Origin of the sequence: Nesterenkonia sp. HG001, assembly GCF_034438835.1 — a bacterium.
GTDB lineage: Bacteria > Actinomycetota > Actinomycetes > Actinomycetales > Micrococcaceae > Nesterenkonia > Nesterenkonia xinjiangensis.
The window spans coordinates 116,906-139,425 of record NZ_JAOSZD010000002.1 but is presented as its reverse complement, the minus strand read 5'-3'; the positions used below and the strand labels follow the sequence as shown (position 1 = coordinate 139,425).

21 protein-coding genes are annotated in these 22,520 nt (G+C 70.3%); 6 read left to right on the top strand and 15 right to left on the bottom strand.

Annotation, left to right across the window (positions count from 1 at the left end; translation table 11 throughout):
* Positions 1–2: 2 nt before the first annotated feature.
* A complete protein-coding gene (locus ODE13_RS03350) occupies positions 3–1,406 on the top strand; it encodes an aspartate aminotransferase family protein (RefSeq protein ID WP_322477967.1) in 1,404 nt (467 codons plus the stop codon).
* 42 nt (positions 1,407–1,448) lie between these two features.
* Here ODE13_RS03350 and tsaD read toward each other — a convergent pair whose 3' ends face one another.
* The 3 genes from tsaD to tsaB form a co-directional block, all read right to left on the bottom strand.
* Positions 1,449–2,600 carry a tRNA (adenosine(37)-N6)-threonylcarbamoyltransferase complex transferase subunit TsaD gene (tsaD, locus tag ODE13_RS03345; protein WP_322477966.1) on the bottom strand — a complete coding sequence of 384 codons (1,152 nt, stop codon included), beginning with the start codon at positions 2,598–2,600 and terminating at the stop codon, positions 1,449–1,451.
* Positions 2,601–2,694: 94 nt separating this feature from the next.
* Positions 2,695–3,225, bottom strand: coding sequence for a ribosomal protein S18-alanine N-acetyltransferase (gene rimI, locus ODE13_RS03340; protein ID WP_322477965.1), 531 nt, complete (start codon positions 3,223–3,225; stop codon positions 2,695–2,697).
* A 13-nt stretch (positions 3,226–3,238) separates the two neighbouring features.
* Complete coding sequence (gene tsaB, locus ODE13_RS03335; protein ID WP_322477964.1) at positions 3,239–3,934, bottom strand: tRNA (adenosine(37)-N6)-threonylcarbamoyltransferase complex dimerization subunit type 1 TsaB; 696 nt, start codon at positions 3,932–3,934, stop codon at positions 3,239–3,241.
* A gap of 102 nt (positions 3,935–4,036) precedes the next feature.
* Here tsaB and ODE13_RS03330 point away from each other — a divergent pair, with 102 nt between their 5' ends.
* Positions 4,037–4,906, top strand: a complete 870-nt coding sequence (locus ODE13_RS03330; protein ID WP_322477963.1) for a PhzF family phenazine biosynthesis isomerase — start codon at positions 4,037–4,039, stop codon at positions 4,904–4,906.
* 52 nt (positions 4,907–4,958) lie between these two features.
* Here the strand turns inward: ODE13_RS03330 and tsaE are convergent, their stop codons facing one another.
* The 6 genes from tsaE to glmS form a co-directional block, all read right to left on the bottom strand.
* The gene (tsaE, locus tag ODE13_RS03325) at positions 4,959–5,561 is read right to left on the bottom strand and encodes a tRNA (adenosine(37)-N6)-threonylcarbamoyltransferase complex ATPase subunit type 1 TsaE (protein WP_322477962.1); all 603 of its coding nucleotides are present in this window, start codon (positions 5,559–5,561) and stop codon (positions 4,959–4,961) included.
* Positions 5,558–6,835, bottom strand: a complete 1,278-nt coding sequence (gene alr, locus ODE13_RS03320) for an alanine racemase (protein WP_322478350.1) — start codon at positions 6,833–6,835, stop codon at positions 5,558–5,560. The genes tsaE and alr overlap by 4 nt, the downstream gene beginning before the upstream one ends.
* Before the next feature lie 44 nt (positions 6,836–6,879).
* Entirely contained in the window at positions 6,880–7,296 is a 417-nt protein-coding gene (locus ODE13_RS03315) for a hypothetical protein (protein ID WP_179540851.1), read from the bottom strand.
* Positions 7,297–7,328: 32 nt separating this feature from the next.
* Positions 7,329–8,861, bottom strand: coding sequence for an NAD(P)H-hydrate dehydratase (locus ODE13_RS03310; protein ID WP_179540852.1), 1,533 nt, complete (start codon positions 8,859–8,861; stop codon positions 7,329–7,331).
* 3 nt (positions 8,862–8,864) lie between these two features.
* A complete protein-coding gene (locus ODE13_RS03305) occupies positions 8,865–9,221 on the bottom strand; it encodes a holo-ACP synthase (RefSeq protein WP_179540853.1) in 357 nt (118 codons plus the stop codon).
* A 69-nt stretch (positions 9,222–9,290) separates the two neighbouring features.
* Positions 9,291–11,162 carry a glutamine--fructose-6-phosphate transaminase (isomerizing) gene (glmS, locus tag ODE13_RS03300; protein ID WP_322477961.1) on the bottom strand — a complete coding sequence of 624 codons (1,872 nt, stop codon included), beginning with the start codon at positions 11,160–11,162 and terminating at the stop codon, positions 9,291–9,293.
* Between the two features lie 143 nt (positions 11,163–11,305).
* Here glmS and coaA point away from each other — a divergent pair, with 143 nt between their 5' ends.
* The 3 genes from coaA (at position 11,306) to mscL (ending at position 13,786) form a co-directional block, all read left to right on the top strand.
* Complete coding sequence (coaA, locus tag ODE13_RS03295) at positions 11,306–12,259, top strand: type I pantothenate kinase (protein WP_179540855.1); 954 nt, start codon at positions 11,306–11,308, stop codon at positions 12,257–12,259.
* A 10-nt stretch (positions 12,260–12,269) separates the two neighbouring features.
* Positions 12,270–13,259, top strand: a complete 990-nt coding sequence (locus ODE13_RS03290) for a M15 family metallopeptidase (protein ID WP_322477960.1) — start codon at positions 12,270–12,272, stop codon at positions 13,257–13,259.
* A 128-nt stretch (positions 13,260–13,387) separates the two neighbouring features.
* Positions 13,388–13,786 carry a large conductance mechanosensitive channel protein MscL gene (gene mscL / locus ODE13_RS03285; protein WP_179540857.1) on the top strand — a complete coding sequence of 133 codons (399 nt, stop codon included), beginning with the start codon at positions 13,388–13,390 and terminating at the stop codon, positions 13,784–13,786.
* A 28-nt stretch (positions 13,787–13,814) separates the two neighbouring features.
* Here the strand turns inward: mscL and glmM are convergent, their stop codons facing one another.
* From glmM to ODE13_RS03255, 6 genes are all read right to left on the bottom strand, one after another.
* Complete coding sequence (gene glmM, locus ODE13_RS03280; RefSeq protein ID WP_322477959.1) at positions 13,815–15,167, bottom strand: phosphoglucosamine mutase; 1,353 nt, start codon at positions 15,165–15,167, stop codon at positions 13,815–13,817.
* Positions 15,168–15,379: 212 nt separating this feature from the next.
* Positions 15,380–15,874, bottom strand: coding sequence for a 30S ribosomal protein S9 (gene rpsI / locus ODE13_RS03275; protein WP_179540859.1), 495 nt, complete (start codon positions 15,872–15,874; stop codon positions 15,380–15,382).
* A gap of 39 nt (positions 15,875–15,913) precedes the next feature.
* Positions 15,914–16,357: a 50S ribosomal protein L13 gene (gene rplM / locus ODE13_RS03270; RefSeq protein WP_179540860.1), complete on the bottom strand. Its 444-nt coding sequence runs from the start codon at positions 16,355–16,357 to the stop codon at positions 15,914–15,916.
* Positions 16,358–16,773: 416 nt separating this feature from the next.
* Positions 16,774–17,916: a mannitol-1-phosphate 5-dehydrogenase gene (locus ODE13_RS03265; protein WP_322477958.1), complete on the bottom strand. Its 1,143-nt coding sequence runs from the start codon at positions 17,914–17,916 to the stop codon at positions 16,774–16,776.
* 26 nt (positions 17,917–17,942) lie between these two features.
* Entirely contained in the window at positions 17,943–20,003 is a 2,061-nt protein-coding gene (locus ODE13_RS03260) for a PTS mannitol transporter subunit IICBA (protein ID WP_322477957.1), read from the bottom strand.
* The gene (locus ODE13_RS03255; RefSeq protein ID WP_322477956.1) at positions 20,000–20,353 is read right to left on the bottom strand and encodes a PTS sugar transporter; all 354 of its coding nucleotides are present in this window, start codon (positions 20,351–20,353) and stop codon (positions 20,000–20,002) included. The genes ODE13_RS03260 and ODE13_RS03255 overlap by 4 nt, the downstream gene beginning before the upstream one ends.
* Positions 20,354–20,585: 232 nt before the next feature.
* Between ODE13_RS03255 and ODE13_RS03250 the strand changes: the two genes are divergently transcribed.
* Positions 20,586–22,496: a BglG family transcription antiterminator gene (locus ODE13_RS03250; protein WP_322477955.1), complete on the top strand. Its 1,911-nt coding sequence runs from the start codon at positions 20,586–20,588 to the stop codon at positions 22,494–22,496.
* The last annotated feature ends 24 nt before the right edge of the window (positions 22,497–22,520 follow it).

The window sequence follows — 22,520 nt, the reverse complement described above, 5'->3', positions numbered from 1 at the left end:
ACATGACACCTCGCACCCCCGCCGTGGACACCCATCCGGCCGACGCCCCGCAGCGCGACGTCAGGGCAGACGTCCTCGAGGACGCCCGGACGACTTACGAGCTGGACCGCCGCCATGTCTTCCACTCCTGGTCAGCCCAAGCGGAGCTGGATCCGATGACCATCGTCGGCGCAGAGGGTAGCTACATCTGGGACGGCACCGGCCGTCGTCTGCTGGACTTCTCCTCCCAGCTGGTCTACACGAACATCGGCCACCAGCACCCCGCCGTCGTCGAGGCCATCCAGCGGCAGGCCGCGGACCTGTGCACCGTCGCCCCGCAGCATGCCAACGCCGCCCGGTCACGCGCCGCCCAGCTGATCGCCGAGCGGACTCCCGGGGATCTGGACCAGATCTTCTTCACCAACGGAGGGGCCGACGCGGTGGAGCATGCGGTGCGCATGGCGCGGCTGCACACCGGCCGGTACAAGGTGCTCAGCCGGTATCGCTCGTATCACGGCGGCACAGACACCGCGATCAACCTCACCGGCGACCCACGCCGCTGGCCCAACGACTACGGCTCCTCCGGGGCCGTGCACTTCTTCGGCCCGTTCCTCTACCGCTCGGCATTCCACTCCACCTCGGAGGAGGAGGAGTCAGCGCGCGCCCTGGAGCATCTGGAGCAGACCGTCCGTCTGGAGGGCCCGGAGACGATCGCCGCCATCGTGCTGGAATCCATCCCCGGCACCGCCGGAATCATGATCCCCCCGGTGAGCTACATGCAGGGAGTCCGGGAGCTGTGCGACCGCCACGGGATCATGTTCATCGCCGATGAGGTCATGGCAGGCTTCGGGCGCACCGGCCGGTGGTTCGCCATCGAGCACTTCGACGTGGTCCCGGACCTGCTGACCTTCGCGAAGGGGGTGACCTCCGGGTACGTGCCGCTGGGCGGCGTGGCGATCAGCCGGCGCATCGGCGAAACCTTCGACCACCGTCCCTACCCGGGGGGCCTGACCTATTCGGGCCACCCGCTGGCCGCCGCCGCGGCAGTGGCCACGATCGAGGCCATGGAGGCCGAAGGGATCGTGGAGAACGCCCGGCGGATCGGCGAGGAGGTCATCGGGCCGCGGCTGCGTGAGATGCAGCAGCGGCACCCGTCGATCGGAGAGGTCAGAGGCGCGGGAGTGTTCTGGGCCGTGGAGCTGGTCAAGGACCCCGTCACCCGTGAGCCGCTGGCCCCCTACGGGGGCAGCAGCCCTGACATGGCGGCGGTGCTGGCCGAGTGCAAGGCGCTCGGGCTGCTGCCGTTCGCGAACTTCAACCGCATCCACGTGGTGCCGCCCTGCACCATCACCGAGGCTGAGGCGCGCGCGGGGCTGGACATCCTGGACCGTGCCCTGGAGACCGCCGACGCCGCCGTCGCCGGCTGACACGGGGCCGAGCGCCTGCCTCCGGGCGCCCCGGCAGGGAGCTCAGACGCTGATGCGCTCCACCGGCTGGGAGGAGTCGGCCGGGATGTCCAACGACGACGGCGCCACCCCTGCCGCCACCAGCTGAGCTCCGAGTGCGGCCACCATCGCGCCGTTGTCGGTGCACAGGGCCACCGGCGGGATGCGCAGCTCGATGCCGGCCGCTGCGCAGCGTGCGGCCAGCAGCTCGCGCAGTCGGCGGTTGGCGGCCACTCCTCCGCCCAGCAGCAGCGTGGTGATGCCGTGCTCCCGGGCCGCCCGGACGGCCTTGGACGTGAGCACGTCCACCACCGCCTCCTGGAAGCTGGCGGCGATGTCCGCGGTGGGCACAGGCCTCCCGGCGGCCTCGAACTGCTCCACGGCACGGGCCACGGCGGTCTTCAGCCCGGAGAACGACCAGTCGTGCCGGTGTCTGCCGGGCTGCTCGGCGGTGCCGATGAACTTCGGAAGGGTCAGCCCGCGCGGGAAGCGGAAGGCCTCCGGATCGCCCTGCGCGGCGAGACGGTCGATCGTCGGGCCTCCCGGATACCCCAGACCCAGCAGCCGGGCGACCTTGTCATAGGCCTCCCCGGCGGCGTCGTCGATGGTGGAACCGAGCAGCTCGACCTCGCGGGTCAGTGAACGCACCCGCAGGATCTCGGTGTGCCCGCCGGAGACCAGCAGGGCCCCGGTCCCCGCGGGAAGCTGAGTCACCCCGGTGTGCCGGTCCGATGTCAGGGACCCCTCCAGCAGCGCACCCTCGACCGGTCCGCCCTCCAGCAGCCCCACTCCCACGTGGGCGACCAGGTGGTTGACCCCGTAGAGCGGCTTGCCCGCTGCTAGGGCGAGCCCTTTGGCGGCGGACAGGCCCACCATCAGGGCGCCCGCCAGGCCGGGGCCGGAGGTCACAGCGATCGCGTCGACGTCGTCGAGGGTGACCTCGGCGGTCTCCAGGGCCTGGCGCAGCGTGGGCACGAAGGCCTCGAGGTGGGCGCGGGCGGCGATCTCGGGGATCACCCCGCCGAAGCGTGCATGCTCCTCGATAGAGCTGGACACCGTGTTGGCCAGCAGTCGGGTGCCGCGGACGATGCCCACGCCGGTCTCGTCGCAGGAGGTCTCGATGCCCAGCACCAGCGGTGCGGCCGGGTCGGCAGCGGGGGTCTGCTCAGTCATCATGTCCCTCTCCTCCAGGTTGAGATGGTGTGTTTCCGCCCGAAAGAGCGCCGAGAAGCGTGTGTTCGGGCGGAAACACACCATCTCACCTGAGCACTCAGCGCAGCCGCGAGGCCGAGGTCGGGGCGTCCAGGTCTGTCAGCGGCTTCTGCATGATCAACGCGTCGGCGCCGTCCGGGTAGTACCGGCGGCGGGTATGGATGTGGGTGAAGCCCTCGCGGCGGTAGAGGCCCTGGGCGCCGTCGTTGTCGGACCGGACCTCCAGCAGCACCTGCTCCGCTCCGAGGTCGCGGGCGCTGTCCACCACCAGGTGCAGCATCGTAGTGCCCAACCCTCGGCCCTGGGCCTCGGGCGCCACCGCGATGGTCTGCACATCCGCCAGCGGCAGCACACACATCATCCCCACGAAGCCGATGATCCGCTCGTCGGTGAGCGGATCGTCCTCCACCGGTTCGGTGCAGACCCAGTAGCGGCGGGTCGCCCGCTCCCCCTGCGTGTGGGCGAGCTCCTCGTGGAAGAACTGCTCCGGCCAGGCGTCATGCGGGAAGAGCCGCTGCTCCAGGGCGAGGACCTCCGGGATGTCCTCGGCGACCATGCTCCGCAGCGAGACCGCGGGCCCGGCGCTCATGCCCTCGTCTCCGTCATGCGGTGGCCCTCTTGCGGCGGACCGGCACCTTGGCATCGGATTCCCGCAGGTAGAGCGGCCGGGGCTCGCGGCGGGCCTGGGGCCTGGATTCGGCGAGCAGCGCGAGCTCGGCGGCGTCGGCCGTCCACTGCCCGGCCTCATCAGGAGCTCCCGGGGGCAGGCCGAGCTGCTCGGGATAGAGCGTGACGCCGACCCCGACAGCACCGAGTGCGGGCAGCTCCGCGGCGGGGCCCACATGCGGACCGTCGATCAGCTCGGCGGCCGCCCCCCTGGATCCGCCTGCGTCGGCATCAGGCGCCGCGGCCCGGTACCGGCCCCAGTAGACCTCACGACGGCGCGCGTCGACGGCGACGAGGAACTCGGCATCGGCTCCCAGCCCGTGGGAGATCGCACGCCGGGCCGGCGAGTCGAGGCTGCAGATGCCGTGCAGAGGCATGTCCCAGACCTCGGCCAGGCTGTGGGCGAGCACCAGGCCCACCCGCAGCCCGGTGAAGGGCCCCGGCCCCACCCCGACCACCACGGCGTCCAGCCGGGCTCCGGTGACACCGGCCCGGTCCATCACCTCGCCGACTGCGGAGGCCAGGACCTCGGCATGGGTGGTGGTGGCGTCGGTGCGCCAGCTTGCCAGCACCTCGCCGTCGTGCACGACGGCGGCGGAGGCACCGGCGGAGGAGTCGATCGCGAGAAGCACCCCTCCATGGTAGTGGGTCCGCCGATCGTCGGCCGCCGTCACGCGGCGGAGCCGCGCTCCCTCGGAGGGAATGGCCCGATGCCCGACCATGTTGATGTGGCCATGACCGAGATCTTCCGCATGACGGCGTTCAGCGATCACCCCGACGGGGGCAACCCCGCCGGCGTCGTGCTGGAGGGGGCTGGTCTCACCAATGCCGAGATGCTGGACCTGGCAGCCGAGGTCGGCTTCTCCGAGACCGCTTTCGTCCTCTCCGGTCCGGACAGCGACGGCGCCGCACGGCTGCGCTTCTTCTCGCCGCTGGCCGAAGTCCCCTTCTGCGGGCATGCCACGGTGGCCACGGCGGTGCTGCTGGCGGAACGCACCGGTCAGGATCGTTTCTCCTTCGACACTCCGGCAGGGGAGATCAGTCTCCGCACCAGGACGGCAGACGGGGTCACCCATGCCTCGTTCACGAGCGTGGAGCCGTGGGTGCGGGAGCTGGAGAACCAGACCCTCATCGACCTCCTGACTCTGCTGGGCATCCACCGCGAGGATCTCGACCCGCGGCTGCCTCCGCGGGAGTCCTTCGCGGGCAACCCGCACCCGGTGCTGGCGGTCCGTGACGCCGAGGTCTTTGACAGCTTCGACGTCGACCCCCAGGCGGTGAGGCGTCTCATGGACGCCCAGGGTTGGACCGGGACCGTGACGGTGGTCCACAGGATGGCCCCCACCCCGGGGTCCGAGCCGCCCGGCCCGTTGACCTTCGAGGCACGGAACATCTTCCCGGTCGGAGAGATCACCGAGGATCCGGCCACCGGTTCGGCAGCGGCCTCCGTGGGCGCCTGGCTGCGGTCACTCGGAGCGGTGAGCCCACCGGAGCAGGTGGTGATCCACCAGGGCCGCCATGTGGGCCGGCCGAGCGTGCTGCTCGGGCACGTGCCGGAGGCCGGCGGCATCACGGTCACCGGTACCGCGACGCTGATCCGCTGATCCGCTGAACTGCTGAACCCGAAGAGCGCGAAGGACGCAGCGGGAGCCAGGCTCAGCGGCGGAGGTCCGGCGGGGTCGACCACCGCGGGCCGTACCCGCGCAGCACCGCGTGGCGGGCGGCGCCTCGCGCGTCCTCCTCGGTCTCTGAGAAGTCGGTGATGATCTCCGCGTCGCCTTCCCCTGAGCCCTCGGACTCCGGGGCCACCAGCTCCAGATCCAGCCAGGAGCCGGACTCACTCACCAGCGCGGGCTCGGCCAGGTTCCGCCCCCACTCGACCACGGTGACCGACTCTCGCAGGGTGGCGGCGATGTCGAGGTCCTCGAAGCCGGCGGCGTCGGTGCGGTAGGCGTCCACGTGGACGAGATTGAGGTCGGCAGGCCCTGCCCCGCGGTGGATCCGGCTCAGCACGAACGTCGGCGAGCTGATCTGCCCCTCCACTCCGAGTCCGGCGGCCAATGATTGGGTGAAGGTCGTCTTGCCCGCGCCGAGTCCGCCGGTGAGGATCAGCAGATCCCCGGCTCGCAGGCTCTTCGCGAGGACTCGTCCCAGCGCGGCGGTGTCGTCCAGGTCCTGCAGCTCGAGCCGACTTGTCCAGGCCTCTCCCGGAACCGGCGCGGGAACCCCATCCGCACCCCCGGGCGCGGCGCCGCTCATGGACTGTCCTCCTCCAGGCTCCCGGCACCGGGAAGCCCGACGACGGCGTCAGCCGTCCTGCCGGCCTTGGCCTGACCCGGTTCCGCCGCGGAGGCGGGCCCGGAAGAGTCGGCCACCAGTCGGGGCACCCGCCCGCCGATGCGGGTGATGATCTCGTAGTTGATGGTCTGCGCCGCCCGCCCCCAGTCGGCGGCGGAGATCCCGGAGTCCCCGCCGAAGAGGACCACCTCGTCGCCCACCTGGACCTCGGTGTCCGGATCCTCCAGGTCCACCACGAACTGGTCCATGGCCACCCGCCCCACCGATTGATAGGTCCGCCCGGAGATCTGCACCGGGGCGTGCACCGCGATCCTCGGCACTCCGTCGCCGTAGCCCAGCGGGATCAGTGCCAAGGCGGTCGGGCGGTCCACCCGGTGGGTCAGCCCGTAGCTGATGCCCTGCCCGGAGGGCACACGTTTGACGTTGGCGACCCTGGTGCGCAGCTCCATGGCCGGGCGCAGTCCCAGGTCCTCGGCGGTGCGGTCCGCGAAAGGACTCTGCCCGTAGACGCCGACGCCCACCCGCACCATGTCGAAGTGCGCGTCCGGGCGGGAGAACGCGGCCGGGGTGTTGGCCACGTGGCGCAGCGAGACGCTCAGGCCCGCCTCCTCCGCGACCTTCAGCGCCGCCTGGTAGGCCTCCAGCTGCTCGTCAGTCTCCCGACGGTCGGGCTCATCGGCCACCGCCAGGTGGGTGAAGATCCCCACTACGGACATCAGCCCGCGATCCTGATGCTCGGCGGCGCGGACCACCAGCTCCGGCCACTCGGCCACGGTGCACCCGTTGCGCCCGAGCCCGGTGTCGATCTTCAGGTGCACATGGGCCGGGGTCTGCAGCGCCGACGCCGCGGCGGCGACCTCCTCGAGCTCCCAGCCGGAGATGCCGATGTCGATGTTCTGGGTGATCGCCTCGGCGAAATCGGTCTGCGAGGTGTGCAGCCAGGCCAGCACCGGAGCCTCGATCCCAGCCTCACGCAGCGCCAGCGCCTCGGTGACATGCGCGACGCCGATCCAGTCGGCGCCGGCCTCGACGGCGGCCCGCGCCGCGGTCACCGCGCCGTGGCCGTAACCGTCGGCCTTGACTGCCACCATGAGTTTGGCGGGGCTGACATAGGAGGCGATGGTCTCCACATTGTGACGGATGGCGGCGGGATCGATGATCGCCGCGCGTTCGAAGCCGTCGGGAAGACCCCGCAGCGGTGCGGGCACGCGACCATGCGTGCCGGGGGTGGACATCATGACATCCACTCTACGCGGAGCCGGTGACCTGACCGGGGCGCTCAGCGCATCTTGTCGGACAGCCAGCTTCCCCAGCCGACGGCGGCACCCAGCAGCAGGATCCAGGCCACCTGCAGCACCGGGCTCAGCGGCGCCCAGAGCAGGGCGAAGGTCACCACCGCACCCACTCCGGCCGCGGCGACGCCGGCGGTGACGGCGGTGCCCATCGGAGTGGTCGCCGACATCCACCGGGAGAGCATCCCGAGTCCGGCCCCGAGGAGCCCCGCGACCAGGCTGATCGGGGTCAGCAGCCGCAGATAGGCGGCCATCGCCAGCAGCGTCTCGTCGCCGGCGATGAACCCGGTCATCAGGTCCACGGGCACGGCCACGATGACGATGAGCGCGACGGCGGTCAGCGAGCCGAGGACGCAGAAGATCAGACGGGCGATCGGACGCACGGGCGGGACGGTGGAAGTCATGGCAGGTTCATCCTCGCAGATAGTGGCCCGCGTCAGCGGGTCGGTCCGACCGCGGAAAGCAGCTCCCCGGCGCCGAAGGCCCCACAGGCGTAGGGGTCGAGTCGTTTGGCCGCCTCGGCGTGCAGCCGCACGCCCAGCGCCGCAGTGCGCCACATCGGGGCCGTGGGATCCACTGCGGCGAGGGCACCGATGATGCCGGTGAGCACGTCGCCGGAGCCGGCGGTGGCCAGGCCCGGGGCGTGGACCCGATGCACCACGGTCGGTCCACCGGGCGCGGCGATCACCGTGGAGGGCCCCTTCAGCAGCACGGTCACGTTGAGCCGGGAGGCCAGCTGCTCCACCGCGCTGGCCGGGTCCCGGTCCAGCACCTCGACGAGCTCCTCGTGGCCGGTGTTGACCATGACCCGGCGGAGCTCCCCGGCGTGCGGGGTCAGCAGCACGTTGGGACCCAGGTCCTCGTCGGCGAAGTACTCCTCGTCCAGGTTCGCCAGGGCCGAGGCGTCGATCACGCAGGGGTGCTCCTTGCCCGCCCATTCCACCGCGCGGCCCATCGCCGCGATCTGGAAGACGTCCCGGGAGATGCCCGGGCCGATCGCCGTCGCGGAGGCACGCTCCAGCACCGCAGCGGACTTCCCGGAGGTGGTGACCACCTCCGGCATCATGATGCTCAGCCGTTCGCGGACCTCTTCGGGCGCCTGCAGGGTGACCATGCCGACCCCCGAGGTCACCGCCGCCGTGGCGGTCAGCTGCGCCGCTCCGGGGTACTGCACGGAGCCGGCGATCACATGCAGCACGCCGCGGGAGTACTTGTGGTCCCGCGGGGAGACCCGGGGCCGGGAGAGCGGCTCGGGGGCGTCCGGGGCGTCGGGGGTGGTGGCGCGCAGCCGTTCGTCGCCCACCAGCCAGCGGGCAGGGGTGGGCAGGTGCTCGCCCAGGCCGATGTCGACGGCGCGGATCTGTCCGGCGGCATGGGAGCCCTCCCCCAGCGCAAGCCCTGACTTGATCCCGCCGAAGGTGACGGTCATGTCCGCATCGATCACGTCACCGGCCACCGCGCCGGTCTCCACGTCCACTCCGGAGGGGATGTCGCAGGCGATCACCTGGGTGGACTCGTCGGCGAGGACCTCCCCGAGCCCGGGGATGTGCGGCATCTCGAAGCCCACCCGGGAGCCGGTGCCGATGATCGCGTCGATCAGCGCATCGGTCCCAGTGTCGACGACGTCCACGAGCTTCCCGCCGGCGGCCAGGAACGTCGCCAGTCCGGCCTCATGGGCACGGTCGCGCATCAGCACCGCATGCGTCTCCACCCCGCGGCGCCGCAGCATCGCCAGGGCGTAGAGGCCGTCACCGCCGTTGTTGCCGGAGCCGATGAGCCCGGTGACCTTGGCCCCGTACACGGAGCCGCGGACGGAGCGCAGACGCTCCAGCACGACCTGGGCGAGCCCGTAGGCGGCTCGGCGCATCAACGTCTCGCGGTGTCCTGCCTCCAGCAGCGGAGCCTCCGCCTCGCGGATCTGTCGTCCGGAGTAGAGCGGGATCAGCGGAATCCGTGCGGGTGCACCCATGGGTCAGCCCTTCCCCTCGGCCACGACCATGGCGGTGGCGACGTCGCCGTCGTGGGACAGCGAGAGGTGCCAGCGCACGACGCCGCGCGCCCGCGCGACCTCAGCGACTGTTCCAGTGACCTCCACCTGGGGGGCGCCGCGGGAGTCGAGCACCACCTGGCAGTCCTGCCAGTTCATCCCGGCCGGGGCGCCCAGGGCCTTGGCCACCGCCTCCTTGGCGGCGAAGCGGGCCGCCAGCGAGCGCACCGTCAGCGGGCGCTCCGCCGGGACGAAGAGCCGCTCCCGCAGGGCGGGAGCCTTCTTCAGCTGCTGGGTGAAGCGCGTGACGAGCACGACGTCCACACCGATCCCGACGATCACGGCAGGTCCTCCTTCAGCGGGTGTTCGAGGCGAGGACCGCCGCGCCCGGCTCGCACCGGACGCAGCGGCTCATTCGACGGTGACGGACTTGGCGAGGTTGCGCGGCTGGTCGACGTCGAACCCCTTCTCCGAGGCCAGCGCGCAGGCGAAGATCTGCAGCGGGACGGTGGTCAGCAGCGGCATCAGCAGCGGCTGCGTCTCCGGGACGCGGAACACCGACTCGGAGAACTGCCGCACCGAGTCGTCGCCCTCTTCGGCCACGGTGATGGTCTTCGCACCCCGGGCGCGGACCTCCTGGATGTTGGAGACCACCTTGGAGTGCAGCGAGTCGCGGCCGCGCGGGGACGGGACCACCACGAAGACCGGCTGGCCCTCGTCGATCAGCGCGATGGGGCCGTGCTTGAGCTCACCGGCGGCGAAGCCCTCGGCGTGGATGTAGGCGAGCTCCTTGAGCTTGAGCGCACCCTCCATGGCCACGGGATAGCCGACGTGGCGTCCCAGGAAGAGCACCGAGGGGGTGTCCTTCATGTCCCGGGCGAGCTGCTTGATCTGCTCGGAGCCGTCCAGGATCGTCTGGATCTTGCCGGGGATCTTGTGCAGGTCGGCCAGGATGTCGGAGATCTGGCCCTGGAACAGCTGACCGCGCAGCTGGGCGAGGTAGAGGCCCAGCAGGTAGGCCGCGGCGATCATCGCCAGGAAGGCCTTGGTGGAGGCCACCGCGATCTCCGGGCCGGCATGCAGGTAGAGCACGGCGTCGGACTCGCGGGGGATGGTCGCCCCGTTGGTGTTGCAGATGGACAGCGTGCGGGCGCCCTGCTCCTTGGCATAGCGGACCGCCATCAGGGTGTCCATGGTCTCCCCGGACTGGGAGATGGAGACCACCAGCGTGGTCTCGTCGATGATCGGGTCCCGGTAGCGGAACTCGTGGGCCAGCTCCACCTCCACGGGGATGCGGCACCAGTGCTCGATCGCGTACTTGGCCACGGTGCCGGCGTAGGCGGCCGTGCCGCAGGCCAGCACGATGATCTTCTGGACGTCCTTGAGCTCCTGCGGATCGATGCGCAGCTCGTCCAGGGTGAGACGGCCCTCGGCGTCGGTGCGGCCCAGCAGGGTATCCTCGACCGCCTTGGGCTGCTCGTTGATCTCCTTCTCCATGAAGGTGTCGTAGCCGCCCTTCTCCGCGGCGGCGGCGTCCCAGTCCACGCGGAACCGTTTGCCCTCGGCCGGTGTGCCGTCGAAGCCGATGATGGCGACCGCGTCGGAGGTGATGGTGACGATCTGGTCCTGCTCGAGCTCCACGGCGTCGCGGGTGAAGTCGATGAAGCCGGAGACGTCGGAGCCCAGGAAGTTCTCTCCCTCGCCCAGGCCGACCACCAGCGGCGAGTTGCGGCGGGCGGCGACCACCCGGTCCGGCTGGTCGGCGTGCACCGCCAGCAGGGTGAAGGCGCCGTCGAGCTCCTGGCAGGCCAGGCGCATGGCCTCGGTGAGGTCACCGGCGGCGTCGCCTGCGAAGTGCCGGCCGATCAGCTGGGCGGCCACCTCGGTGTCGGTCTGCGAGTCGAAGGTGCTTCCGTCGGCGAGGAGGCGCTCCTTGAGCTCGGCGAAGTTCTCGATGATGCCGTTGTGGATGACGGCGAGCCTGCCCTCGTCGCCCAGGTGCGGGTGGGCGTTCTGATCAGTGGGGCCGCCGTGGGTGGCCCAACGGGTGTGCCCGATGCCCAGGGTCGCAGGCGTGAGCGGCGCGGTCTCGATCTCCGTGACGAGGTTGGCCAGCTTGCCGGCCTTCTTGCGCGCCTCGACGACTCCCCCGGCGATGGTCGCGACGCCGGCGGAGTCGTACCCGCGGTACTCCAGGCGGCGAAGCCCCTCGAGGAGCACGTCGAGTGCGTTGTGTCCAGCAGTCTTCTCAGGCAGGCCGATGTAGCCGACGATTCCACACATGCGACATAGCGTATCGTGTTCACGTGTCACCGCACTCTGATGAGCATCCGCGCCCCGCGGCTCCGATCCCGACCGAGCCGCATCCCACAGGCCCTCTTCCGGCCGAGGTCGCGGGCACGGCTCCGTGGGCGGGATCACCCCCGATGGCTGCGGACTCCTCTGACCACTACTCGCCCTTCGTCGAGCTGGACCGCCGGGCATGGTCGCGGCTGGCCGACACGATCGAGCAGCCGCTGAACCAGGAGGACGTCGACCGGCTCCGCGGCATCGGCGAGCACCTCTCGCTGGACGAGGTGGCCCAGATCTATCTGCCGCTCTCCCGCCTGCTGTCCATCTATGTGGAGTCGGCCGCCCACCTGCGCGCGGCCACCAACGACTTCCTGGGAGGCAACGCCCGGCGCACCCCGTTCGTCATCGGCGTGGCCGGATCGGTGGCCGTCGGGAAGTCCACGACCGCCCGCGTGCTCCAGGAGATGCTGCGCCGCTGGCCCTCGACCCCGCGGGTGGAGCTGGTCACCACCGACGGCTTCCTCTATCCCAACGCGGAGCTGCGCCGCCGGGGCCTCATGGAGCGCAAGGGGTTCCCGGAGGCCTATGACCGGCGCAAGCTGCTGCGCATGGTCTCCGAGGTGAAGTCCGGCAAGCCCGAGGTGCGCGCCCCGTGGTACTCGCACCTCTACTACGACATCGTCCCGGACAGGGAGGTCGTGATCCGGCGCCCCGACGTGCTGATCGTGGAGGGACTGAACGTGCTGCAGCCCGCCCGGGTCCGCGCCGACGGCACCACCGGGCTCGCGCTGAGCGACTTCTTCGACTTCTCCATCTACGTGGATGCCAAGCCGCGCCACATCGAGCAGTGGTATGTGGACCGGTTCATGCGCTGGCGCACCGGCGCCTTCGCGAACCCGGAGAGCTTCTTCCACCAGTACTCCTTCCTCTCCGACGAGGAGGCGGTGCAGCGCGCCACCGACATCTGGCACCGGATCAACGGCCCGAACCTGCGGGAGAACATCCAGCCCACCCGGTCCCGTGCCCGGCTGGTGATGAGCAAGGACAGCGACCATTCCGTCTCCCGCGTCCTGCTGAGAAAGGTGTGACTCGGTCCCCGTGAGCCCCAGCTCTCCGACATCTCCGCCATCCGCCCGGCAGCCCTCCGGCCTCTCCGCAGGTTCCGGACGCCGACGTCGCCCCTCCCCCGCGGTGATCCGCCGACGTCGACTCCTGGTGGTCGCGCTGCTGCTGGTGCTGCTCGCCGGGCTCGGCTGGGCCGGCGCACGGCTGGTCGGCACGTTCAGCGGGGCAGACGGGGAGCCGGCCTCCGAGCAGGCGGCCGAGCAGGATACCGACGACGGCGAGTCCGAGCCCGCCTCTGCCACTGACGCCGACACTGACGCCGACACTGATGCTGACGCCGACACGGACGCCTCGGGGGGCTCTGAGCCTTCCACTCGCCAGACCGATACCCAGTCTCCCGAGGAGTACTACCCCCGGGTCAGCGACGCGTCCTTCGATCCGGACTCCATCCACGTGCTGGTCAATCGTCTCAATCCGTTGGAGCCGCTGGACTATCAGCCTGATGATCTGGTCACCCCGCCGGTGCGCTCCGTACGGGACGGCATGCTGCTGCGTGAGGAGCCCACCGAGGCGCTGGTGGAGCTGTTCGAGGCCTCGGACGCCGAAGGGCTGCTGCTCACCCTGACCAGCGCCTACCGCTCCCACGGCTATCAGCAGACACTCTATGACGCGCGCGCCGCCGAGATGGGCGTGGAGGGCGCCGACGAGTACACCGCCCGCCCCGGCCATTCGGAGCACCAGACCGGGCTCGCCGCAGACGTGATCGCCTATGACAACCCCACGTGCGGGCTCGGCGCCTGCTTCGGCGACACCGCCGAGGGCATCTGGCTGGCAGAGAACGCCCACCGATTCGGGTTCATCATCCGCTACCAGGAGGGCAGCGAGGACATCACCGGCTACGCCTACGAGCCCTGGCATCTTCGTTACGTCGGAGTGGAGACTGCGGAGGCCGTCCACGAGGAGGCGGTCACCCTGGAGGAGTTCTGGGACGAGCCGGCGGCTCCGGAGTATCCCTCGGACTAGGCGGAGGGCTGAGCGCCCACCGCGACGCGGTCCAGCCGCTGTGCGCTGATGGTGTTCTGCGTCACACTCTGCGCGATCAGTTCCGCCACCGGGAGACAGTCCTGACCTGTCGTGCTTAGAATCAGGCCATGATCAAGGGATTCAAAGAGTTCATCTTGCAGGGCAACGTCGTGGACCTCGCCGTCGCCGTCGTCATCGGAACGGCCTTCGCCGCCGTCGTCAACGCGCTGGTGGAGCACGTACTCATGCCGCTGATCTCCGCGCTCGTGGGAGCGCCGGACTTCGACAGCTTCGCGGTGGTCTCGCTGAACGGGAACGACATCCTCTTCGGCGTGCTGCTGACCCAGCTGATCAACTTCCTGCTCATCGCCGCGGCCATCTACGTGGTGGTCGTGGTCCCGATGAACAAGATCATCGAGGCCCGCAAGCGCCGCCTGGGCCTCGATGACGCCGAGGACGTCGAGGCGGACGTGCAGCTGCTCACCGAGATCCGCGACCTGCTCCAGGCCCAGCAGGCGTCCCGCTGATCCTCGCAGCACCGCGGGGTGCCGGGAACTAGAGCGCCAGCTCGGAGCGGACGACGGCCGCCAGGGTCTCGGACTCCTCGCGGGCGATCTCCGCGGTGGAGGCCTCCACCATCACCCGCACCACCGGTTCGGTTCCGGAGGGACGCAGCAGCACGCGTCCCGCTTCCCCCAGGCGACCTTCGGTCTCCGCGACGGCGGCGAGGACGGCGTCATGGGTCTTCACCCGAGCCTTGTCCACCCCGAAGACGTTGACCAGCACCTGAGGGAGCCGCTCCATGGCTTCCTCCGTGAGCTGGTGGAGGGACTTGCCGGTGGCTGCCACCCGGGCGGCCAGCTGCAGTCCGGTGAGCACGCCGTCGCCCGTGGTGGCGAACTCGGAGAAGATCAGGTGGCCGGACTGCTCACCGCCCAGCGAGTATCCTCCGGCGCGCATGCCCTCCAGCACGTAGCGGTCGCCCACGGCCGTCTCCACCACGGTGATGCCCGCCTTCTGCATGCCGAGCTTCAGTCCCAGGTTGCTCATCACCGTCACCACGAGGGTGTCGTCCTTGAGCTGCCCGGAGGCGTGCAGCGACAGGGCCAGGACTCCCATGATCTGGTCGCCGTCGACGACGGCGCCTGTGTGGTCCACGGCCAGGCAACGGTCGGCGTCGCCGTCGTGCGCGATGCCCAGGTCCGCCCCCTGGGAGACCACGGCCTCCTGGAGCTGCTCCAGATGGGTGGAGCCGCAGCCGTCGTTGATGTTGAGCCCGTCGGGTTCCGCGCCGATGACCACGACCTCGGCCCCGGCGTCCACGAAGGCCTCCGGGGAGCACCCCGAGGCCGCTCCGTGGGCGCAGTCCAGCACGATCTTCAGGCCCTTCAACGAGGTTCCGCCCAGGGAGCGCAGCAGATGGACCACGTAGCGGTCCTCCGCGTCCGCGAAGCGCCGCACGCGGCCGACCTCTCCGCCCACCGGGCGAGGAGGCTCATGCCCGAGCTGCTCCTCGATCTCGTCCTCCAGGGCGTCATCGAGCTTGTGACCGCCGCGTCCGAGGAACTTGATGCCGTTGTCCGGTGCCGGGTTGTGCGAGGCGGAGATCATCACCCCGAAGTCCGCGTCGATGTCCGCCACGAGGAATGCCGCAGCCGGGGTGGGCAGGACACCGGCGTCGTGGACGTCCACGCCGGCGCTGGCCAGGCCGGCCTGCACGGCAGCGGAGATGAACTCTCCGCTGACGCGGGGGTCGCGAGCGACCACCGCCACCGGGCGGCGCCCTGGAGGGGTGCGGCGGTGGCCGAGCACCTCTGCGGCGGACTGGGAGAGGGTCAGTGCGAGCTCGGCGGTCAGCAGGCCATTGGCCACACCGCGGACTCCGTCGGTTCCGAAAAGTCGTGCCATGATGCGGACAAGTCTAGCCATAGCGGAGCTGTGCTCCTGCACCGGCACGCACCGGTCCAGGTCAGCAGGCGAGTCAGGCCGTGAAGTCTGCGGTGCGGGGCGCCCGGCCGAGCACCGCAGACACACGAGGACCCCGTCCGGCATGTGCCGGGCGGGGTCCTCGTGGTGCTCCGCACCGCTGGTTCAGCGGCGTGGGGCGACAGCGTCTGAGATCAGCGCTTCGAGTACTGCGGAGCCTTGCGGGCCTTCTTGAGACCGGCCTTCTTCCGCTCGACGGCGCGCGCGTCGCGGGTCAGGAACCCGGCCTTCTTCAGCGCCGGACGGTTGTGGTCGCGGTCGATCTCGTTGAGCGCGCGGGAGATGCCCAGGCGCAGGGCGCCGGACTGGCCGGAGGGGCCGCCGCCGTCGATGCGGGCGACGACGTCGTAGGCGCCCTTGAGGTCCAGCAGGGTGAAGGGGTCGTTGACCTCCTGCTGGTGCAGCTTGTTGGGGAAGTACTCCTCCAGGCTGCGGCCGTTGATGGTCCACTGGCCGGAGCCGGGCACGATGCGCACTCGCGCACGGGCCCGCTTGCGGCGGCCGATGGCGGCGCCGGGGACGGTCAGCGGGGCGCGCTCGGCCTCGCCGGTCTCCTGGACGGGGGCGGACTCCGAGGTGAAGCTGGTGGGCTCCTCGGAAGTGTTCAGCTCTTCAGTGTTCTGAGCCACGGTTCTCCTTGAAAATGTTCTCGTGTCGGGTGGCCAGGACTACTGAGCGACCTGGGAGATCTCGTACGGCTTGGGCTGCTGAGCCACGTGAGGGTGCTCCGGGCCCGCGTAGACGCGCAGCTTCTTGAGCTGTGCGGCGCCGAGCTTGTTGTGCGGCAGCATGCCCTTGACGGCGTTGTAGACCGCACGAGTCGGGTGACGCTGGATCATCTCGTCGAACGTCATGGACGAGATGCCGCCGGGGAAGCCCGAGTGGCGCCAGTAGCGCTTCTTCTGGCCCTTGTCGCCGGTGACGGCGACCTTCTCAGCGTTGATGATGATGACGAAGTCGCCCATGTCCTGGTGGGGAGCGAAGGTCGGCTTGTGCTTGCCGCGCAGCAGTGCGGCGGTCTGGCTTGCCAGACGACCCAGCACGACGTCGGTGGCGTCGATGATGTGCCACTGAGCGTCGGCGTCGCCAGGCTTCGGAGTGTACGTACGCACGGTGATGATGCCTTCGGTCGGTGTTCTACGGATCAGCGCACTGGACACATGGTGGTGTGAGAAGCACCGTACGTCAGTGGCTGTTTCTTCGCGAGTGCGCCGTCCGGCTTCCCAGGTGAGGGCTGGAAAGATGCCGGGCCCGTGAGTTCCCCTGCTGCTCGTGGAGGCATACGGCCATGCAACTGAACCGCCTCGACACGAGCCCACGCAGGAGTGGACACGCACAACAGCTGTTTACTATACCGGCTGGCATCGACTGCGGCAATGTGGCCGCCCCGGGCCTCGTCAGAGCGTGGAGCCCCGGACGGCCACAGCACCCCCACCGTGGACATCGACTGGGCGATATGGCTGCTTCCACAGCGCTCAGTGCACCCAAGAAGCGGTCATATCGCCCAGTCGATGTGGTGGAGCCAGACTCAGCCGCGGCGGCGGGCCACCAGCTGCTCCACCGGTCCGGCCAGCGCGTGCTCCGCCTCCAGCCCGGTGACCTGCTCCACGAACTCACGCGGGGGGAGGTCGGCCAGCAGGCCCTCCAGCTGGCGGGCCTGTTCATCCTCCGGATCCCGGAAGTCCAGGGCGGCGTCGACGACGGCGAGCAGCCCGTCCGCAGACAGACCCCGCTCCACCGCCTGGGCGGCGGGGCCGATCAGCCGCTCGTGACGGGAGAGCTTGCGCAGCGGCTGACGTCCCACCCGCTGGACGGTGTCCGGCAGGGCCGCATTGCGGAACCGACCCAGGATGGTCCTGCGGTACTCCGTCATGTCCTCGGGCGTGAAGCCGTGCTTGGCCACCAGAAGCGCCGAGGTCTCCTCCAGCGCGGCCGCCACCCCGGCGGCCACGGAGTCCTCGGCGAGGGCCTCGGCGATCCGCTCCTTCCCGGCACGGGCTCCCAGATACGCGGCCGCCGCATGTCCGGTGTTCACGGTGAACAGCTTCCGCTCGATGTACGGGCCGAGGTCGTCGACGAAATGCGCACCCGGGATCTGCGGCAGGGACTCCCCGAACGGTCCCCGCTCGATCGCCCACTCGTAGAAGGGCTCCACGGTGACGTCGATCCCCGCCCCCGCAGGCTGCCCCGGCACGATACGGTCCACCGCCGTATTGGCGAAGACCGCGCGGGTGGAGAGCTGCTCCCAGTCCGCACCCGCGTGCTCACGCATATGCCCACGCAGCGTGTCGGTGGCGCCGATGGCGTTCTCACAGGCCATCACCTGCAGCGGCGCCGCCGCGGGGTCACGACGCCGCAGCCCGGCGAGCACATGCGGAGCGATGAACTTCAGCACGGTGGGCCCGACGGCGGTGGTCACCACCTGAGCAGTGGCCACCTCCTCCGCCACCGCCTCCGGGGATTCGGCGGAGCTGACCGCCCGGAACCCCTCGACCACCCGATCCGTGCCGCCGTCGCCGACCTCATGGACCGTATAGCTCTCCGCGGCGTCCAAGGCCTCCACCAGGGGCGCGATGACGTCGGAGAAGACGACCTCGTAGCCCCCCTCGTGGAGCAGCAGCCCGACGAACCCGCGACCGATGTTGCCTGCCCCGAAATGCGCTGCCTTCATCGATGGTCCTCCTGTCGACTCCATGGTCAGCCCTCGTCCACCACGGAGAGGAGCTCGAGCAGCTCGTCCTCGGTGGCGGCATCCTTGAGCCGCTGGACGGCCTGCTTGTCGGCGAACAGGCGGGCGATGCGGGAGAGGATCTGCAGGTGCTCCTCCCCCACCCCGGCGATGCCGACGACGAAGGTGGCGCGCTGGCCGCCCCAGTCGACGCCATCGTCGTACCGGGCCACCGAGAGGGCGGATGCCCTGATGGCGTCCTTGGCCTCATGGGTGCCGTGCGGGATGGCCAGCTCGTTGCCCATGAAGGTGGAGACGGTCTCCTCACGCTGGTGCATGGCCGCCAGGTACTCCCCGGTGACCGCGCCGGCCGCCTCCAGAGCGGCGGCGGCCTCCGCCATGGCCTCATCGCGGGTGACCGAACCGGCGTGGATGCGGACTCGGTCCCTGCTCAGAATGCCGGAGGCTTCGGGCTGCGCGGACGCCGGCGCCGAGACCTCTTCGGCCGGCCCTGCGCCGACTGCGATGGGCTGGGCGCTGCCGACCTCGGCGCTGCGACGGACGAGTTCGACGACCTCCTCGTACTCCGGAGCGTCCATGAAGCTGTCCACCGAGACGTGGATCGCCTGCGGCTCCTGTCCGCGGGCTCGGTCAGTGAGCTGCTGCTGGGTGATCACCAGGTCGGTGTCACCGGGCAGCGAGGCGACGGCCTTGTTGGTCACGGTGACGCCTTCGATGCCGGCGTCGGCGATCTTTTTGCGGAGCACCGAGGCGCCCATCGCAGAGGACCCCATGCCGGCGTCGCAGGCGAAGATGATCGAGTTGATCCGGCCGGCGGCCTCACCGGAGGCGGCCTGGGCGGCCAGGCCGGCGAGAGCCGCCGAGGACTTGCCCTTGGCGGCCTCCGTGCGGGCCACGGCGTCGGAGAAGGAGTCCTCGCCCTGCAGGTCCCGCTTGCGGCTGGCGAGAAGGATAAACGCGGCGATGGTGAAGCTGACCGCCGCGGAGAGGATCACCGAGAGGGTGACACCGAGGTAGGAGTCCGAGGCGGTCTGGATCAGCACCGCGAAGATCGAACCCGGCGCGGCAGGTGCCCGCAGACCGGCGTCGAAGAGCACATTGGTGGCCACACCGGTGGCACCGCCACCGATGACGGCCAGCAGCAGGGCCGGCTTCATCAGCACATACGGGAAGTAGACCTCATGGATGCCTCCGGCGAACTGGATCAGCGCAGCCCCCGGGGCGGTGGCACGGGCGGCCCCGACGCCGAAGACGGTGAAGGCCATCAGCACGCCGAAGCCGGGGCCGGGGTTGGCCTCCAGCAGGAACAGGATGGACTTGCCCTCCACCGCGGCCTCGGCGATCCCCAGCGGAGTGAGCACCCCGTGGTTGATGGCGTTGTTGAGGAAGAAGACCTTTGCCGGCTCGATGATGATCGAGGTCAGCGGCAGCAGGCCGTTGTCCACCAGGAACCGCACGGCACCGCCGAGGACGTCCATGAGACCGTTGACGATCGGCGCGAGGGCGAAGAAGCCGACCACCGCCATCAGGAACGCCGTGATGCCGGCAGAGAACATGTTGACCAGCATCTCGAAGCCGGCCTTGATCTTGCCCTCCCACAGGGCGTCGAGACGCTTGATCACCCAGGCGGCCAGCGGCCCCATGATCATCGCGCCGATGAACATGTGGATCTCATTGATGTCGTCCACGCCCTCCGGCAGCGCCGCATTGGCCTGCGCGATGAGGAAGTCGGAACCGACGATTACGCCGAAGGTGGCCGTGGCCCCGACGACGGCGCCGCGGATGTCGTAGATCATCTTGCCGCCCTGGACCGCGATCAGGATGGGCAGCAGGTAGTGGATCATCGGGCCGATGATCTCGCCGAACGCATCCGTGGCCGCCGTACCCTCGGTGAACTCATCGACGTTCACGATCACGGCGGTGATGATCCCCCAGGCGATGAGCGCGGGGATGATGGGCATGATCATGCCCGAGAGGAAGGATCCGACCTTCTGGACTCCGACGCGCAGGCCGCCCGGGGACTTCTTCTCCGGGGACTGCGCGACGGGCGACGTCGACGTCGTCGTCATGGCGTGTGCCTTTCGTCAGGTGCCCCAGCGGGGCGAGTGAGATGCAACGGTGCGAGATGCAAGGATTCGAGGATCAGCTCGAGGGTGCGGGACCCGTCGAGGTCGCCGAAGACGTCCGGTGGGAGGAGCGCCACCTCAGCGCCGGTGATCCGGGTGCGGATGTCCTCCAGGGAGGCCTGCAGATGGGGCCCGACCAGGACCAGGCCGACATCGTCGAGGTCCCCGTCCAGTGCGGACTCCGCGCCCGCTCGAGCGGTGTGGGCGAGCCCGGCCCGCTGCAGGGCCCTCCGGACCCGCTGGACCACGAACGTGCTGGACGCTCCCGCGCCGCACACCACCAGGATCTCCATAGATCATCAGCCCCTTCAGCGCCGCCTGCTCCTGAGGACGATTCTCCGTGCGGAGAGAGCCCGGTCACAACCACTGATGTTTCCTCCCCTGCGGAAGCCCCCGGTCACCCGGGCCGGGATGCCGTCTGTGGCGATGCCGGCCGCGGGTAGGGTGGGCGGGGAGCCCAGCCCCGCCAGCACCCGGGAGCAGGGCCCGCTCATCATCCAACCCATGCGCAGGAGGGGGCATGCCATGACCCGGCAGCGCCAGGACCAGCTGGTCGCCCTGCTGCTGCGGGATCGCGGCTGGACCACCGCGGCCGCCTTGGCGGACCTGCTGGGGGTGACCCCGCGCAGCGTGCGTTCCTACATCGCCCAGATCAACGCCCGGACCCCGGACGGCGATGCCGTCGAGTCGGGCCCCTCGGGCTACCGCGCCCACCGCCCGGTGCTGGCCGGGCTGCGCGCGGACCACGCGCAGGAGACCCCGCGGGACCGTCTGCACCGCCTGGTGCGCGTGCTGCTGGAGGCTGAGGACGGCCTCGACATCTTCGCGACGGCCGAGCGGCTGTTCGTCAGCGAGGCCACCGTGGAGGCCGACCTCGCGCGGGTGCGCGGGCTGCTCGACGGCACCGAGCTGCACCTGGCACGCAGCGGCCCCCGAGTGCGGCTGCTGGGCGACGAGCTCGCCCAGCGCCGCCTGGTCTCTCGGCTCGCCCATGAGGAGATGGAGGAGGGCACCTTCGACGTCGAGGCGCTGCGTCGTGCCGCAGGTCTGGGCACGGTGGACAGCGCCGCCTTCGGGGCCTTCACCCGCGAGCTCACCGCGGAACTGGCCTCACTGGGCTGGTACGTCAACGAGTTCGCCGCCGCCGACGTCGCCCTGCACTCCGCCATCGCCGCCGACCGGGTGCTGCGAGGCCATGCCCTGCAGAGCACCCACGGGGATCCGAGCCCGGACCAGCGCCGGCTGACCGCCACCATCGACTCGCTCAGTCGCCGCCACTTCGAGGTCTCCCTGGGCCCCGGGGACCTGCAGCACCTCTCCTCCCTGGTGCTGACCCGCGTGGTCGCCCCGGGCGGAGCCACCCGGGAGCAGGTCCGGCTGGACCCGCAGATCGAGGCCACGGTGCGCGAGGCCGTGACCCATGCCGCTCACGGCTATCTGGTGGACATCGTGGAGGAGGAGTTCATCCGGCGGCTCAGCCTGCACGTGCAGAACCTCGTGCTGCGCTCCCGAGAGCACGCCACGGTCAGGAACCCGCTGACCCGCTCGCTGAAGTCCGCCTACCCGATGATCTTCCAGGTGGCCGTCTCGATCGCCAGCCACGTGGCGCAGCGGCTGGACGTGGAGATCCACGACGATGAGATCGCCTATATCGCCATGCACGTGGGAGGCAGGCTGGAACGCAGCCGCATGGCGGAGTCGGTGCTCACCGCCACGATCGTCTGCCCCGGCTACTACGAGCTGCATGAGCTGCTGCGTTCACGGATCGCCGGGGCCCTGGGGCCCAGCATCGAGGTCATCGGGGTGGAGACCCAGGCGGACCCGGACTGGGCAGCTCTGGACACCGATCTGGTGCTGACCACCATCGAGCCGCCCCAGCGCGACGAGCGGACCGTCACCCTCCCGCCCTTCCTCACGCAGGCGGACCTGGAGCGGATCACCCTGGCCGCGTCTCGGCTGCGCCGGGGACGTCGACTGGCGCGGCTGCGAGAGGAGCTGGAGCGCTACCTCAGCGCGGATGCGTTCATCCGGCCCCTGGACACCACCGACGAGGAGCAGGCCATCCGCCGGCTCGCGGCGCCCTTGGCCGCCCGAGGCATCATCGACCAGAGCTACATCGACCGCACTGTGGAGCGGGAACAGCTCTCCTCCACGGCGTTCACCGAGGCGCTGGCGGTGCCGCACGCGCTGCAGATGACCGCCAGCCGGACCGCCATCGCCCTGGGCATCGCCGAAGGCTCCGTGCCCTGGGGCGACGCCCGGGTGCAGGTGGTGGCCCTGGTGGCGTTCAGCGAGGAGGAGCGTGAGGCCTTCCAGACGATCTTCGAGCAGCTGGTGGAGGTCTTCAGCGAACGTGCCTCGGTGCAGCGCATCCTGCGCCGCGGACAGGACTTCGAGTCCTTCCTCGACGAGCTCGTCGCCGTCATCGACGGCTGATCCGGTCGGCCGCGCCGGCCGGAC

Bases quoted from the DNA above. Each gene is read 5' to 3' on its own strand.
- ODE13_RS03350 (WP_322477967.1), top strand. From the start codon at position 3: ATGACACCTCGCACCCCCGCCGTGGACACCCATCCGGCCGACGCCCCG.
- ODE13_RS03260 (WP_322477957.1), bottom strand. From the start codon at position 20,003: ATGACGACGACGTCGACGTCGCCCGTCGCGCAGTCCCCGGAGAAGAAG.
- coaA (WP_179540855.1), top strand. From the start codon at position 11,306: ATGGCTGCGGACTCCTCTGACCACTACTCGCCCTTCGTCGAGCTGGAC.
- mscL (WP_179540857.1), top strand. From the start codon at position 13,388: ATGATCAAGGGATTCAAAGAGTTCATCTTGCAGGGCAACGTCGTGGAC.
- ODE13_RS03250 (WP_322477955.1), top strand. From the start codon at position 20,586: ATGACCCGGCAGCGCCAGGACCAGCTGGTCGCCCTGCTGCTGCGGGAT.
- ODE13_RS03265 (WP_322477958.1), bottom strand. From the start codon at position 17,916: ATGAAGGCAGCGCATTTCGGGGCAGGCAACATCGGTCGCGGGTTCGTC.
- ODE13_RS03315 (WP_179540851.1), bottom strand. From the start codon at position 7,296: ATGACTTCCACCGTCCCGCCCGTGCGTCCGATCGCCCGTCTGATCTTC.
- glmM (WP_322477959.1), bottom strand. From the start codon at position 15,167: ATGGCACGACTTTTCGGAACCGACGGAGTCCGCGGTGTGGCCAATGGC.
- ODE13_RS03255 (WP_322477956.1), bottom strand. From the start codon at position 20,353: ATGGAGATCCTGGTGGTGTGCGGCGCGGGAGCGTCCAGCACGTTCGTG.
- tsaD (WP_322477966.1), bottom strand. From the start codon at position 2,600: ATGATGACTGAGCAGACCCCCGCTGCCGACCCGGCCGCACCGCTGGTG.
- alr (WP_322478350.1), bottom strand. From the start codon at position 6,835: ATGTCCACCCCCGGCACGCATGGTCGCGTGCCCGCACCGCTGCGGGGT.
- ODE13_RS03310 (WP_179540852.1), bottom strand. From the start codon at position 8,861: ATGGGTGCACCCGCACGGATTCCGCTGATCCCGCTCTACTCCGGACGA.
- ODE13_RS03330 (WP_322477963.1), top strand. From the start codon at position 4,037: ATGACCGAGATCTTCCGCATGACGGCGTTCAGCGATCACCCCGACGGG.
- glmS (WP_322477961.1), bottom strand. From the start codon at position 11,162: ATGTGTGGAATCGTCGGCTACATCGGCCTGCCTGAGAAGACTGCTGGA.
- tsaE (WP_322477962.1), bottom strand. From the start codon at position 5,561: ATGAGCGGCGCCGCGCCCGGGGGTGCGGATGGGGTTCCCGCGCCGGTT.
- rimI (WP_322477965.1), bottom strand. From the start codon at position 3,225: ATGAGCGCCGGGCCCGCGGTCTCGCTGCGGAGCATGGTCGCCGAGGAC.